The 14277-nt window shown below is 39.2% G+C and carries 8 protein-coding genes; 2 read left to right on the plus strand and 6 right to left on the minus strand.

Annotated elements, in window-relative coordinates:
• Positions 1 to 140: 140 nt before the first annotated feature.
• The 3 genes from ACAM22_RS05295 to gyrA all read right to left on the minus strand — a co-directional run bounded on the left by ACAM22_RS05295 (position 141) and on the right by gyrA (position 4290).
• On the minus strand, positions 141 to 938 hold the full coding sequence (locus ACAM22_RS05295) for a formate/nitrite transporter family protein (protein WP_000254773.1): 798 nt from the start codon (positions 936 to 938) through the stop codon (positions 141 to 143).
• A 140-nt stretch (positions 939 to 1078) separates the two neighbouring features.
• A complete protein-coding gene (gene srtA / locus ACAM22_RS05300; RefSeq protein WP_369606470.1) occupies positions 1079 to 1822 on the minus strand; it encodes a sortase SrtA in 744 nt (247 codons plus the stop codon).
• The gene (gene gyrA, locus ACAM22_RS05305; protein ID WP_369606471.1) at positions 1822 to 4290 is read right to left on the minus strand and encodes a DNA gyrase subunit A; all 2469 of its coding nucleotides are present in this window, start codon (positions 4288 to 4290) and stop codon (positions 1822 to 1824) included. Before gyrA ends, srtA begins: the two co-directional genes overlap by 1 nt.
• Positions 4291 to 4484: 194 nt before the next feature.
• Here gyrA and ACAM22_RS05310 point away from each other — a divergent pair, with 194 nt between their 5' ends.
• Positions 4485 to 5471, plus strand: coding sequence for an L-lactate dehydrogenase (locus ACAM22_RS05310; RefSeq protein ID WP_000204726.1), 987 nt, complete (start codon positions 4485 to 4487; stop codon positions 5469 to 5471).
• Between the two features lie 392 nt (positions 5472 to 5863).
• On the opposite strand, the gene pyk is transcribed toward ACAM22_RS05310, so the two are convergent.
• The 3 genes from pyk to ACAM22_RS05325 all read right to left on the minus strand — a co-directional run bounded on the left by pyk (position 5864) and on the right by ACAM22_RS05325 (position 11616).
• A complete protein-coding gene (pyk, locus tag ACAM22_RS05315; RefSeq protein WP_261012427.1) occupies positions 5864 to 7369 on the minus strand; it encodes a pyruvate kinase in 1506 nt (501 codons plus the stop codon).
• Between the two features lie 56 nt (positions 7370 to 7425).
• Entirely contained in the window at positions 7426 to 8433 is a 1008-nt protein-coding gene (pfkA, locus tag ACAM22_RS05320) for a 6-phosphofructokinase (RefSeq protein WP_000820862.1), read from the minus strand.
• A gap of 81 nt (positions 8434 to 8514) precedes the next feature.
• Positions 8515 to 11616 carry a DNA polymerase III subunit alpha gene (locus tag ACAM22_RS05325; RefSeq protein WP_369606472.1) on the minus strand — a complete coding sequence of 1034 codons (3102 nt, stop codon included), beginning with the start codon at positions 11614 to 11616 and terminating at the stop codon, positions 8515 to 8517.
• Positions 11617 to 11995: 379 nt separating this feature from the next.
• On the opposite strand from ACAM22_RS05325, the gene ACAM22_RS05330 reads away from it, so the two are divergent.
• Entirely contained in the window at positions 11996 to 14269 is a 2274-nt protein-coding gene (locus ACAM22_RS05330; protein ID WP_369606473.1) for a Xaa-Pro dipeptidyl-peptidase, read from the plus strand.
• The last annotated feature ends 8 nt before the right edge of the window (positions 14270 to 14277 follow it).

Consider the following 14277-nt stretch of genomic DNA (forward strand, 5'->3'; position numbering starts at 1 on the left):
CCTCCAAATAGTTTGATTAAGGATATTGTAGCACCTTAAGTTATAGTTTACCAATATCAGTTTTCTATATTTTGATATAAGAAATAGCTATTACTTTATTTTAAAAACGAAAAAAGCACGACTTAATCGTGCTCATTTTCTTAATCTACATAAGTATCTTCATTTTTATTGAGGAAGGCATATGGAAGACCCATCAAGAGGCCTCCTCCTATAAAGTTTCCGATGAAGGTTACACCCCAGTGGCGAAGCATATTTCCAACACCGAAGTTAGCAATTGAATCAGCAGCAACACTGAATTTCACAATCGCGAAAGAAGCGAAGTTCGCAGCGATGTGCTCGTTTGTTAAGAATACAAACATGTAAATTGCTGATAAAACAAGCCATAGTTTGGCACCACCATCTTTGACCAAAACAAATGAAAGAATCGCAATATTTACGAAAATATTTGCCAAAATAGCCTCAAGCAAGATTAATTCATTTGAGCGGCCTAACTTCATCTCAACAACCCCTGAGATGAAACTATCGTGAGTCAGATGTGCATAGGCTGCCGAATGAGCAAAGCCCCAACCTGCTATCAAAGCCCCGATAAGGTTAAACAAGGTACAGTAAAGTAAAATCTCAGCTGTTTTTCTCCAAGAGATTTTTTTCAAGAAACTACCAGCAGTCAAGAACATCATGTTTGATGTTACCAACTCGGCATTCAAGAAAACAATGTAGGCCAAGCCCCAAGCAAAGACAAATGGGAAGAGGAATCGTCCACTACCTGGCGCAATTTTATTAATCAAGTCCGCACCAACTGCACCAGCAGCTGTACTGAAGGTTAAAAATGCACCTGCGAACATAGAACGAATCGCATACTTAAATTTGCTTTGACTATAAAGACTTTCTTTCTTCTTGCAAGCAAATTCAATCTTTGAAATAAATTCTGAAGAAACCATAATAAACTCCTAAAAATTTTTTACCTGATAATTATATCACAAACGTTAAAATTAAGGAAGCGTTTTCTGTATTTCATAAAAGTTTATTCTTATGAAAATATTAAAAAAATCAGTGAAATCCAGGATTTCACTGATTTGTATTAATAAAATTGTTTATATGGTTGATTGAAAGCTGTTAGGATTTCATCAGATGTTTGTGAATAATCTTTTGTTTCTTTCAAATCGCCTTTTACAATAATACGTTCTGTAGCAGCAAGGTCTTCACAGGTTACTAATGTAATCTCATCAATCCCTTCTCTATCATCAACTTCATCAACACGATCCGGTGTCACACGTTTGACTTCACGGATTTCATAGGTATAAACTTTATTTTTATCAGTTAGATAAATCTTCATACCATTTTTAGCGTTATCCAAAGGAGAAAATAACATTTTATTAGCATTATTGACACCAAAAATATGATGACTAGCTAGACTATAATTTCCTTTCCCCATCACTTGATCGCGTTTCATCGTACCAGCACCATAGAAGAGATTGACATTATCAAGCCCTTTAAAAATTGGTAGATTCATTTCTAATTCAGGGACTGCAATTCCGCCGATAACTGGTAATTTTTGAGCATCCCATTGAGAAGCTAGAACCGCTTCAGAAGAGATAGCATTGACAGAATCGAAATCAAAATTTCCTTCTGTATCCTGATTTTCTTCTATTTTTTCTTTTGATACCTGACTAACTTGGTACTTATTGGTATTCCAAACTATGAAAATATCACGAATTTTAGCATTAAAAATCAAAGCAATTGATAGTAGTATCAGAAATCCTGCTAGGATATTTGTCAGCAGATTTTTTCGTTTGTTTTTCTTCTTATTATTTTTTTGAGACATTATGCTTCACCTTCTGTTTCGTTTTCTGTCCCAACTTCTTCTTTTTCTGCCGCTGCAACCGTAGTAAAGGTCACAATTTTAGCATCTTGATCCAGACGCATTACTTTAACTCCCATAGTTGAGCGTCCTGTTTGTGAAATATTAGCAACATTGGTTCGAATCATGACACCTGTATCAGTGATAATCATCAAGTCTTCATCACCTTTCACAGTCAAGAGACCTGATAGAGGACCATTTTTTTCAGCCACATTAGCCGTCTTCATCCCTTTACCACCACGACCTTTTGTTGGATATTCAGTCGCGACTGTACGCTTACCATATCCTTTTTCAGTAATGATAAGAACCTCATCTTGATCAGTAATTACGCTAGCACCAACAACTGTGTCTCCGTCACGAAGGTTAACACCTTTCACACCAGTGGCGATACGACTCATACCACGAACGGCTGATTGATTAAAGCGAATTGAATAACCAAACTTGGTACCAATGATAATGTCCGTATCCTCTTCTGTCAGTAAGACATTAATCAACTCATCTTCATCCTTGAGGTTAAGTGCTTTAAGTCCATTCTGACGGATATTAGCAAATTCCTTAACGCTGGTTCTCTTCACAATACCATGACGGGTTGTGAAGAAGAGGTAAGCATCATCACTACGTTCAGACTCAACATTGATGATGGTCTGAATACTTTCACCTTCATCCAATTTCAAAAGATTGACAATTGGCAATCCCTTAGCAGTACGGCCATATTCAGGAATTTCATATCCTTTAAGGCGATAGACACGTCCTTTATTTGTAAAGAAGAGTAGGTGATCATGGGTACTAGTTGACACTAACTCACGAACAAAATCGTCATCCTTAACACCTGTTCCTTGAACACCACGCCCCCCACGTTTTTGAGCAGTAAACTCAGCTTGGTCCAGACGTTTGATGTATCCTTTGTTAGAAAGAGTGATCAAGACATCAGCTTCTTCAATTAGATCCTCATCTTCAAGACTCAAGACTTCACCGACCATCAATTCCGTACGACGTTGGTCTCCAAACTTACGCTTGACTTCATCTAATTCATCCTTGATAATTTGAGAAACACGTTCTGGCTTAGCAAGAATATCTGCTAAATCTGCAATCAGAGCCAATAAGTCATCATACTCTGACTGAATCTTATCACGTTCCAAACCTGTCAAACGGCGAAGACGCATATCAAGAATGGCTTGACTTTGACGTTCAGAAAGCTTAAACTTGCTCATCAACTCAGCTTGTGCTTCCGCATCCGTTTCACTAGCACGGATGATACGAATCACTTCGTCGATATGGTCTAGCGCAATCAAGAGACCTTCTAAGATATGAGCACGCGCTTCTGCTTTTTCCTTATCAAAACGTGTCCGACGAACAACCACTTCTTTTTGGTGCTCAATATAAGCATCCAAAATCTGACGAAGGGACAAAATCTTGGGTACACCATTTTGGATAGCAAGCATATTGAAACCAAAGTTGGTTTGCATCTGGGTCATCTTGAAGAGATTGTTGAGGATAACATTGGCAGAGGCATCGCGCTTGACTTCAATAACGAACCGAACACCTTCACGGTTTGACTCATCACGTACTGCTGTGATGCCCTCAATGCGTTTTTCCTGAACCAAACGAACAATATGCTCGTGCACCTTGGTTTTATTAACCATATAAGGAAATTCTGTTACAACAATGCGCTCACGACCAGTCTTAGTTTCTTCGATTTCGGTACGAGAACGTAGGACAATAGAACCTTTACCCGTTTCATAAGCCTTATGAATGCCTGATTTCCCCATAACAAGGGCACCTGTCGGAAAATCTGGACCAGGCAAGACTTCCATCAAGTCCTTGGTAGTCACTTCAGGATTGTCCATGACCAACTTCACTGCATCAATCGTTTCACCCAAGTTATGAGGGGGAATATTGGTCGCCATCCCAACGGCAATACCAGTTGCTCCATTGACCAAAAGGTTTGGAAAACGAGCTGGCAAGACCAAGGGTTCACGTTCATTGGCATCGTAGTTATCAACGAAATCAACTGTATTTTTATTGATATCACGAAGCATCTCTAGAGCAATCTTGCTCATACGTGCCTCAGTGTAACGTTGGGCGGCAGCACCATCACCATCCATGGAACCAAAGTTCCCATGCCCATCGACAAGCATGTAACGGTAGCTCCACCATTGAGCCATACGGACCATGGCTTCATAGATAGAGGAATCTCCGTGTGGGTGATATTTACCCATGACATCCCCTGTAATACGAGCAGATTTTTTATGGGGTTTGTCTGGAGTAACACCCAATTCATTCATTCCGTAGAGAATCCGACGGTGAACCGGTTTCAAGCCATCTCGAACATCAGGAAGAGCCCGCGCTACGATAACACTCATTGCGTAATCAATAAAGCTCGTCTTCATCTCCTTTGTCAGATTGACATTCACTAAATTTTTATCCTGCATTAATAAATGCCTCATTTCACAATTAGTAATTAATAATATTATACCACAATGTCCACTATATTTCAGGTATCCACACCAGCTAAAACGTTTACATCAAGAAGTCCAAGGCATATTCGTGACAAAGCTTTTTAAAAGTGATAGAATTAAAATAACTGGGGAAATCCCTGAATAAAATTAAGGAGATGTTTAGAACAATGACTTCAACTAAACAACACAAAAAAGTTATCCTTGTCGGTGATGGTGCTGTAGGTTCATCTTACGCTTTTGCACTTGTTAACCAAGGAATTGCACAAGAGCTTGGAATTATCGAAATTCCACAATTGCATGAAAAAGCTGTTGGTGACGCACTTGACCTTAGTCACGCACTTGCCTTCACTTCACCTAAAAAAATCTATGCAGCTCAATACTCTGACTGTGCAGACGCTGACCTTGTTGTGATTACTGCAGGTGCTCCTCAAAAACCAGGTGAAACTCGTCTTGACCTTGTAGGTAAAAACCTTGCTATCAACAAATCAATCGTAACTCAAGTTGTTGAATCAGGTTTCAAAGGTATCTTCCTTGTTGCTGCTAACCCAGTTGACGTTTTGACTTACTCAACTTGGAAATTCTCTGGTTTCCCTAAAGAACGCGTTATCGGTTCAGGTACTTCACTTGACTCAGCTCGTTTCCGTCAAGCACTTGCTGAAAAATTGGATGTTGATGCTCGTTCAGTTCACGCCTACATCATGGGTGAACACGGTGACTCTGAGTTCGCTGTTTGGTCACATGCTAACATCGCTGGTGTAAACCTTGAAGAATTCCTTAAAGACACTCAAAATGTTCAAGAAGCTGAATTGATTGAATTGTTCGAAGGTGTTCGTGATGCAGCCTACACAATCATCAACAAAAAAGGTGCAACATACTACGGTATCGCAGTAGCCCTTGCTCGTATCACTAAAGCAATCCTTGACGATGAAAACGCGGTACTTCCACTTTCAGTATTCCAAGAAGGTCAATACGGAGTTGAGAACGTCTTTATCGGTCAACCAGCTGTTGTTGGTGCACATGGTATCGTTCGTCCAGTAAATATCCCATTGAACGACGCAGAAACTCAAAAAATGCAAGCATCTGCTAAAGAATTGCAAGCTATCATTGACGAAGCATGGAAAAACCCAGAATTCCAAGCAGCTTCAAAAAACTAATTTAACTATAGACAACTCCTTGAATCATCAGGGAGTTGTTTTTTTCTGTATTATAGTAGATTGAAATAATATATGAACAAATTAATTTCTAGAAATATTTTAGCAGCCACAGCGTACTATTCTAGCTGTAATCCACTATAAGAACTAAACATTTTATGAAATTTTCGTTCAAAAAATAACATCCCTTTAAAAACTATCATGTCATGGCTTGGGCATGAAGACAAAAAGACTACCAATCGGATGTATACTCACATCACAAAAAGTATGGAACACGCAACGATTTACTCTTTAGCTACAGTTACATTAACTCAAAAGTAAAAACTTTGCTCATATACAAAAAAGCCCATCATACAGGCTAGAAAGCTTGATATGATAGGCTATTTTTCTATTAATTAACGTACTGTACGGATACGCATTGTGTTTGTACGTACAGCTTCTCCAACTGGTACACCAGCAACGATAACGATATCATCACCAGATTCTACAAGACCTGCTTCAACTGCTTTACGTTCAGCAATTTCGAACATATCATCAGTTGATGATGGAGCATCTGTCAACATTGGGATAACACCCCAGTTCAACATCAATCCACGTTCTGTCAATTCGTCGAATGTCAATGCCAAGATGTCAGCATTTGGACGGTATTTAGAGATCAAACGTGCAGTGTGACCTGTCTTAGTAAGAGTTACAACCAATTTAATGTCCATTGAGTTAGTAGCATCTTTAACAGCTGAAGCCATTACTTCTGTCTTAGAGTTACGTTCGAATAAATCTGAGTTCAAACGTCCGTATTCGTTAAGAAGAGTTTGAGCGTTCTTATCGATTGTAGCCATTGTAGTTACTGACTCAAGTGGGTATTTACCGTTTGCAGACTCACCTGAAAGCATTGTTGCGTCAGTTCCGTCGATAACAGCGTTAAATACGTCTGATACTTCTGAACGAGTTGCACGTGGTTTTTCAGTCATTGTTTCAAGCATGTTTGTTGCAGTGATAACAACTTTACCTGCAGCGTTCACTTTTGTGATGATCATTTTTTGGTAAACTGGAACCATTTCGAATGGTACTTCGATACCCATGTCACCACGAGCAATCATGATACCATCAGCAGCTTCGATGATTTCATCCAAGTTATCGATACCTTGTTGGTTTTCGATTTTAGCGAACAATTGAACATGTCCGTTTCCAGTTTCTTCACAGATTGCACGAACTTCGTTTACGTCTTTTGCAGTACGTACGAATGAAATCGCGATGAAGTTGATACCTTGTTCAAGACCAAAGCGGATATCGTCGTTATCGCGTTCAGCAAGAGCTGGGAAAGGAATTTTAGTGTTAGGAATGTTCACACCTTTTTGTTTAGCGATGATACCATCGTTTTCAACTTCAACTTCAAATTCACGAGTTGCATCATCTTTAGCAACCACACGAAGACCAAGTTTACCATCGTCAACCAAAACTTGACGACCAACTTCAACATCATCATAGATATCAAGAGCACCAGCAACGTTCAATGCAATCACTTCACGAGTTGATTTGATTCCTTGTTTAGTTGCAACACGGATTTTCTCACCAGTTTTGTATGAATACTCTTTAGCTTCACCTTCGAACAATTCTGTACGGATTTCTGGTCCTTTTGTATCAAGAAGGAAACCAACTTTTTTACCTGCAAGTTTTTCAGCAAGTTTAACAGTTGCCATACGCTCACCTTGTTCTTGGTGGTCACCGTGTGAGAAGTTGAAACGGAATGTGTTAGCACCAGCTTCAATCAATTTAGCAATGTTTTTAGCTGAAGCTTCAACATCAAGTTTTTCACCCCAGTATCCGTCCTCACCGAATTTTTTACCACCACGGATTTCTACCGCAGGACCCAAAGTTGCAACGATTTTTACACGTTTGTTCATGATTTTTGTGACTCCTTTATATATGACCTTTTTGGTCTTATTAACTAAATTGTAAATTATGACAAGCTCTTATTCAAGCTAGATAGCTCAATGTCGGCTTTGTGTGGGTTGTTAACCACAATCTTACCTTCTGCAGTAAGGCTAAACAATGCTCCTTCTTCTGCAGTACCAAGAATTGGATTTTCAACCATTTTTTCGTTACGGATACCAACCGCAACACCACCGATGCCTTCTTTAAGAAGTTTAACAGCATGCGCACCCATACGTGACGCCAATACACGGTCACGCGCAGTTGGAGAACCACCACGTTGAATATGTCCAAGTTCTGTCACACGAAGGTCGCTTGTATCCCCAGCTTCTTTTAGTTTTTTACCAAATTCAGCTGCTGACATCACACCTTCTGCCAAGACGATGATATTGTGTTTTTTACCACACTCATAACCACATTTAATGCTTTCTACGATATCTTCAATCTTGAATCCTTCTTCAGGAATGATGATTTCATCAGCACCAGTTGCAATACCAGCCCAAAGAGCGATATCACCAGCGTTACGTCCCATAACTTCAATAACAAAAGTACGACGGTGACTTGATGATGTATCACGAATCTTATCGATAGCATCCATAGCAGTTGTAACCGCTGTGTCAAAACCGATTGTAAAGTCAGTACCAACGATATCGTTATCGATTGTACCTGGAAGACCGATAGCTGGGAAGCCATGTTCAGTCAAACGCATAGCGCCGTGGTAAGATCCGTCACCACCGATAACAACTACACCTTCAATTCCGTGTTTTTTCAATTGCTCAATCCCTTTAAGTTGCCCTTCAAGTTGAGCGAATTCTGGGTAACGAGCTGAGTGAAGGAAAGTACCACCACGAGAAATGATGTCTCCTACTGAAGCTGCATCTAGGGGATGAATTTCACCGGCAACCATACCAGCATATCCGTCATAAATACCAAACACTTCCATTCCTTCTGAAATTGCTTGACGAACAACTGCACGGATAGCAGCATTCATACCAGGGGCGTCTCCACCACTAGTCAAAACAGCAATACGTTTCATATTGGTTATGCTCCTTTTTCTTTTAACATTCTTATTGATTATACCACATTTGATTTTAAAATTCTTCTATTTTCCGTATTTTTAGCGATAAATCGTTTTCATAACCATTTCATTCAATTTCGCTTCTAATTCATTGGATTTAGCTACAAAATGATGGGGAGAAACGATTGTTTTCTGCTCCTCTTCATACCTGATAATGACTGGGATTGGGCCTTTATATTGGTCTAAAATACGTGAAATTTCTTGATCCGAATCATGATTTTTTACCTGTATCCAAAAGCGTTCAGCAACTGCTTCTCTTATTTCTTGTGCAATCATTTGCAGACGGCCATCACGTGACTGGATTTTTCCTTTTATATAATAGAAGGCTCCCTCTTTTATTTCCTGCCCAACCTGACGATATAAGTCTGAAAAGAGAGTGACATCCAATTTTTTCTTACTGTCATCTACCTGTAAGAAAGCCATGTTTTCGCCCTTTTTGGTACGAATTACTTTTATTTTCTGAACTTCAACCAAAATAATAGCGTAGCTATTTTCTGACAAATTCCCAATTGGGGTAATCGGATAAATAGCCTTACTTGCAATAGCTTGTAGGGGATGTTTGCTGACACCTATCCCTAAAAGCTCTTGTTCCATATAGAATTTTTCTTGTTCCGTCCAATCTTCCGATTCCTGCCAGCTATAAATTGTATCCCCAAACAAGCTTCCTAACTCTTTTACAAATTCAAATAGATTAACTAAATTATTGAATACTTTTTGACGATTTTTTTCAAATGAATCGAAAAGACCAACTTTTACTATGGGTTCCAGCAAAGGAAGTTTCAAATAATTTTCAGGTAATTTAGCTATAAAATCTTCAATGTTAGAATAAGGTCTATTTTCAATAATCCAAAGTGCCAAATCCTTGCTGACTCCCTTAATCGATTTCAGACCTAGATAGATGGACTTGTTAGCAATTTTATCGTGATAGGGAATGGTGTTGATGGAGAGAGGCGCTACTTCAAAGCCTGCTTCTAAGGCATCTGTTAAGTAATCACTGTTGGCAGAATTCAACATGACCTGATAAAAAATGGCTGGATAATGCGTTTTGAAATAAGCCAACTGGAAGGCCAAGGCTGAGTAGGCATAGGCGTGTGACCTGTTAAAACCATAGCCTGCAAACTTCTCCATAACATCAAAAACCTGCTCTGCTCTTTCCGCAGTATGACCAGCTTCTATGGAGCCTTGAATAAAGGAAGCCCTCATCTCATGCATAGCAGAAGCATCCTTTTTCCCCATAGCTCGACGCAAAATATCGGCTTTCCCAAGACTAAATCCAGCAAATCGCTGGGCAACCTGCATAACCTGCTCCTGATAGAGCATAATTCCGTAGGTTGGAGCCAAAATATCCTCCAGAGCTGGATCTAGAACAGTCACTTCTTCCTGCCCATGTTTCCTAGCTACAAAATTATTGATATAATCACTAGCACCTGGTCGATTTAGGGAAGTAGTCGCTACGACATCTTCAAAACAAACTGGTTGCACACGTTTGAGCAAGCGAATGGCACCAGGTTGCTCAAATTGAAAGATACCTTTTGTATTGCCAGAAGCAAAAAGAGCTAGCGTTTCTTTGTCTTCCAAATCAATCTCGTTGATAACTATCTTAATACCTTCTGTTTCTGCAAGTAATTCTTGCATCTTCTGGACAAAGGTCAAATTTCGCAGTCCCAAAAAGTCCATCTTCAAAAGCCCGCTAGCTTCAACTCCATGAGCATCATACTGAGTCAGTGGAATTTCATCACCGTGCTTTAGGGGGATGTAGTTGGTCAAATCTTGGTCACTGATTACAACACCAGCCGCATGGACAGAGGTTTGTCTTGGATAACCCTCAATCTTGCAGGCAATTTCAAAGGCTTTTTGGTATTCTAACTTACTATTGATTTGCTGACGAAACTGTAGGTTCCCTTCATAGGCTGACTTAAGATTATCACGAAAACTGATTTTCTTGGTAATTGCAGATAATTCATACTCTGGCACACCAAAACGTTTTAAAACATCTCGTAAGGCCTGCTTTGCTCCAAAGGTAGAAAAAGTAACGATTTGTGCAGCATGTTTACTGCCATATTTATTTCCAACATACCTGATAAAATCTGGACGATAAATATCTGGAATATCAATATCAATATCAGGCATGGTATAGCGTTCACGATTGAGAAAGCGTTCAAAAATCAGATTTTTCTCTACTGGGTCAATCCCTGTGATATCTAAGGCATAGGAAACCAAGCTACCAACTGCAGAACCCCGTCCCATACCCATATAATAGCCATTCGAACGTCCAAAACGCAGCAAATCCCAAACAACCAAGAAATAATCATCAAAGCCCATATCATGAATAACAGCCAATTCTTGGTCTAGTCGATCTTGATATTCTTTACTAGTCAATCCCTTCTGAACAAGCCCCAGTTCAGCACGCTCTCTCAACTCCTCTACTGCTGGTCTAGCTGGGTTAAAACGAGGCAGTTTCAGACTCGTATCCAAATCGTAAGAAATACCTGAAATCAGCTTTTCTAAATTGTCCAAGGCTTGAGGAAAACGTTCTTGGAATAGTTTCTCTAAAGAACTTGCTGATATAAGGACATCTTGTCGTGAGCGCAAAGGAACTTCTCTGAGCGGTAGATTTTCTTTAATCGCTGTTAAAATTTGAAGAACTTCTCTATCCCTACTTTCAAAGGCATTGACCCGATAAAGTGGCAAAATAGGACAATAAAATTCGCTGGCCAGTGTTTCTGGGTAAACCCCTATATAGTAATCACAGCCTAGATTTAGTGATTCAAGCTCTTCAAAATAAGGCACAATGACCGCGATATCCTCCAGGTACTGGGACAGGACTGACCAAGTTTTCTCCCCCTGCATCTTGGCTGTTGAAAGCTTCATCAACTGCTGATAGCCCACACTAGATAGAGCTAAAAAGCGCAAATTCACTTCCTGAGCATCCACAAATACAGTCATTTCAAGCCCTAATAAAGGATGAATGCCATATTTTTTTGTAACCTCTAGAAAGTCAAAAGCACCATAAAGATTATCAATATCCATTATAGCCAGATGAGTGTAGCCGTATTCTTTAGCTACTCTCACATACTTTTCGATCGAAATGACGCTCTCCATAAAACTATAGACTGTTTTTGTATCTAGTTGTGCGATCAATTTACACTTCTCCTCTATCCTTCTCACTATATTATACCATTTTCAAAAAGAGAAAGACAAAAGCAATGACTCCTATCTCTATTTTATCCTTAAAGTAAAATTTTTTGAATGAAAAAAGCAAAAATACATTTAAAGAATCAAATGATCCGGTAATTTTTTTACTTTTTTATCCCAAGAAGTGAATATATCTTTTAAAATAGAAAGACACATCAAGTTAATCTATTTACTATTATAACTTGTTTTGAACTATAGAGTTGTACCTGTTTTTCATATAAATAATATTCATTATTCTTTAATTAATTTCTTTCTCACTTAATGATTCCCTTTCTCCTATTTTTTTGATATAATAACCTTAATTATTATTTTACAAGGAGGTTTTATGCGCTTTAATCAATTCAGCTATTTATCACTTCCAAGAGATACTATTTTATATGAATTAAAAAAGTATGGATTTGATTTTCCATCTGAGTCAACAAATAAAAAGATATTGGAGTCTTTTCTAAGTCGTTTCTTTTTCACTTATCAAGACACCAACTACCCACTTTCCATCCTAGCAGCTGATAAAAAAACAGACCTGCTAACATTTTTTCAATCAGAAGATGAACTGACAGCAGATATTTTTTATACTGTTGCTTTTCAACTTTTAGGCTTTTCTTATTTGGTTGACTTCGAAGATAGTGAAGCTTTTCGTAAAAAAACTGAATTTCCCATTGTATATGGTGACTTGATTGAAAATCTCTATCAGTTACTCAATACTCGCACCAAAAAGGGGAATACCCTTATCGACCAACTTGTTAGTGATGGTCTTATTCCTGAGGATAATGACTACCACTACTTTAACGGCAAGAGTTTAGCAACTTTTTCCAGCCATGATGTTATTCGAGAAGTGGTCTACGTTGAGTCTCGTGTCGATACTGACCAAAAAGGTCTACCAGACTTAGTCAAGGTTAGCATTATTCGTCCACGTTATGAGGGGCAAATCCCTGCCATCATGACAGCCAGTCCTTATCATCAGGGAACCAATGACAAGGCAAGCGATAAGGCTCTCTACAAGATGGAGCAAGAACTTGAGGTTAAACCTGCTCATAAGATTGAGCTAGAGGAACCTCAACTAAATATCGCCCAACCTCAAGGTCAAGCTGAGCTTGTGTCAAAATCTGAGGAAAAGCTAACGCACATCAACGCTAGCTATACTCTCAACGACTACTTCCTTCCAAGAGGGTTTGCTAATCTATATGTTTCAGGTGTTGGTACCAAAGACTCTACTGGTTTCATGACTAATGGCGACTATCAACAAATCGAGGCTTATAAAAATGTCATCGATTGGCTCAATGGTCGTTGCCGTGCCTTTACTGATCACACGCGCCAGCGTCAAGTCAAGGCTGACTGGTCAAACGGAAAAGTGGCCACAACTGGACTTTCCTATCTTGGTACCATGTCCAATGGTCTTGCGACTACAGGTGTCGATGGTTTAGAAGTCATCATTGCCGAGGCTGGTATTTCTTCATGGTACAACTACTACCGTGAAAACGGTCTGGTCACTAGCCCAGGTGGTTATCCAGGTGAGGATTTTGACTCCCTTGCTGAACTAACCTACTCTCGTAATCTCTTAGCTGGCGACTATATTCGTGGTAATGATGCTCACCAAGCTGATTTGGAAAAAGTAAAAGAGCAACTGGATCGCAAGACTGGCGACTACAATCAGTTTTGGCATGACCGCAATTATCTGCTCAATGCCCATAAAGTAAAGGCAGATGTTATCTTTACCCACGGTTCACAGGATTGGAATGTCAAACCACTTCATGTTTACCAGATGTTCCATGCTCTTCCATCTCATATCAATAAGCATCTCTTTTTCCATAATGGTGCCCATGTTTATATGAACAACTGGCAATCCATTGACTTCCGTGAGTCCATGAATGCTTTGTTGACAAAGAAATTACTGGGACAAGATACAGATTTCCAACTTCCTACTGTTATCTGGCAGGACAATACAGCCCCTCAGACTTGGTTATCACTTGATAACTTCGGTGGGCAAGAAAGCTTTGAATCCTTCTCACTTGGTCAAGAAGAGCAAATTATTCAAAACCAATACTCAGATAAGGATTTTGAACGTTATGGTAAAACATACCAGACCTTCAATACAGAACTCTATCAAGGGAAAGTCAATCAGATTACTATTGACCTTCCTGTAACCAAAGATCTTCACTTGAACGGTCGTGCCCAACTCAATCTTCGTATCAAATCCAGTACAAATAAGGGGCTCTTATCTGCACAACTGCTTGAATTTGGACAGAAGAAATACCTACAACCTTATCCAGCTATTTTAAGTGCTAGAACCATTGATAATGGACGCTACCACATGTTGGAAAATCTCTGTGAATTACCATTTAGACCAAATGCACAACGAGTCGTGACAAAAGGTTACCTCAATTTACAAAATAGAAATGATTTACTGTTAGTAGAGGATATTACTGCAGATGAATGGATAGATGTGCAATTTGAACTACAACCTACTATTTACAAGTTAAAAGAAGGAGATACTCTTCGTTTAGTCCTCTATACTACTGACTTTGAAATCACCATACGTGACAATACCGCTTACCAGCTGACTGTTGATCTTGAACAGTCTACACTTATCCTACCTCACTAAAAAAGGAG

It is taken from the genome of Streptococcus sp. SN-1, from assembly GCF_041154385.1.
Lineage (GTDB): Bacteria > Bacillota > Bacilli > Lactobacillales > Streptococcaceae > Streptococcus > Streptococcus mitis_CT.

Bases quoted from the DNA above. Each gene is read 5' to 3' on its own strand.
- ACAM22_RS05295 (WP_000254773.1), bottom strand. From the start codon at position 938: ATGGTTTCTTCAGAATTTATTTCAAAGATTGAATTTGCTTGCAAGAAG.
- srtA (WP_369606470.1), bottom strand. From the start codon at position 1,822: ATGTCTCAAAAAAATAATAAGAAGAAAAACAAACGAAAAAATCTGCTG.
- gyrA (WP_369606471.1), bottom strand. From the start codon at position 4,290: ATGCAGGATAAAAATTTAGTGAATGTCAATCTGACAAAGGAGATGAAG.
- ACAM22_RS05310 (WP_000204726.1), top strand. From the start codon at position 4,485: ATGACTTCAACTAAACAACACAAAAAAGTTATCCTTGTCGGTGATGGT.
- pyk (WP_261012427.1), bottom strand. From the start codon at position 7,369: ATGAACAAACGTGTAAAAATCGTTGCAACTTTGGGTCCTGCGGTAGAA.
- pfkA (WP_000820862.1), bottom strand. From the start codon at position 8,433: ATGAAACGTATTGCTGTTTTGACTAGTGGTGGAGACGCCCCTGGTATG.
- ACAM22_RS05330 (WP_369606473.1), top strand. From the start codon at position 11,996: ATGCGCTTTAATCAATTCAGCTATTTATCACTTCCAAGAGATACTATT.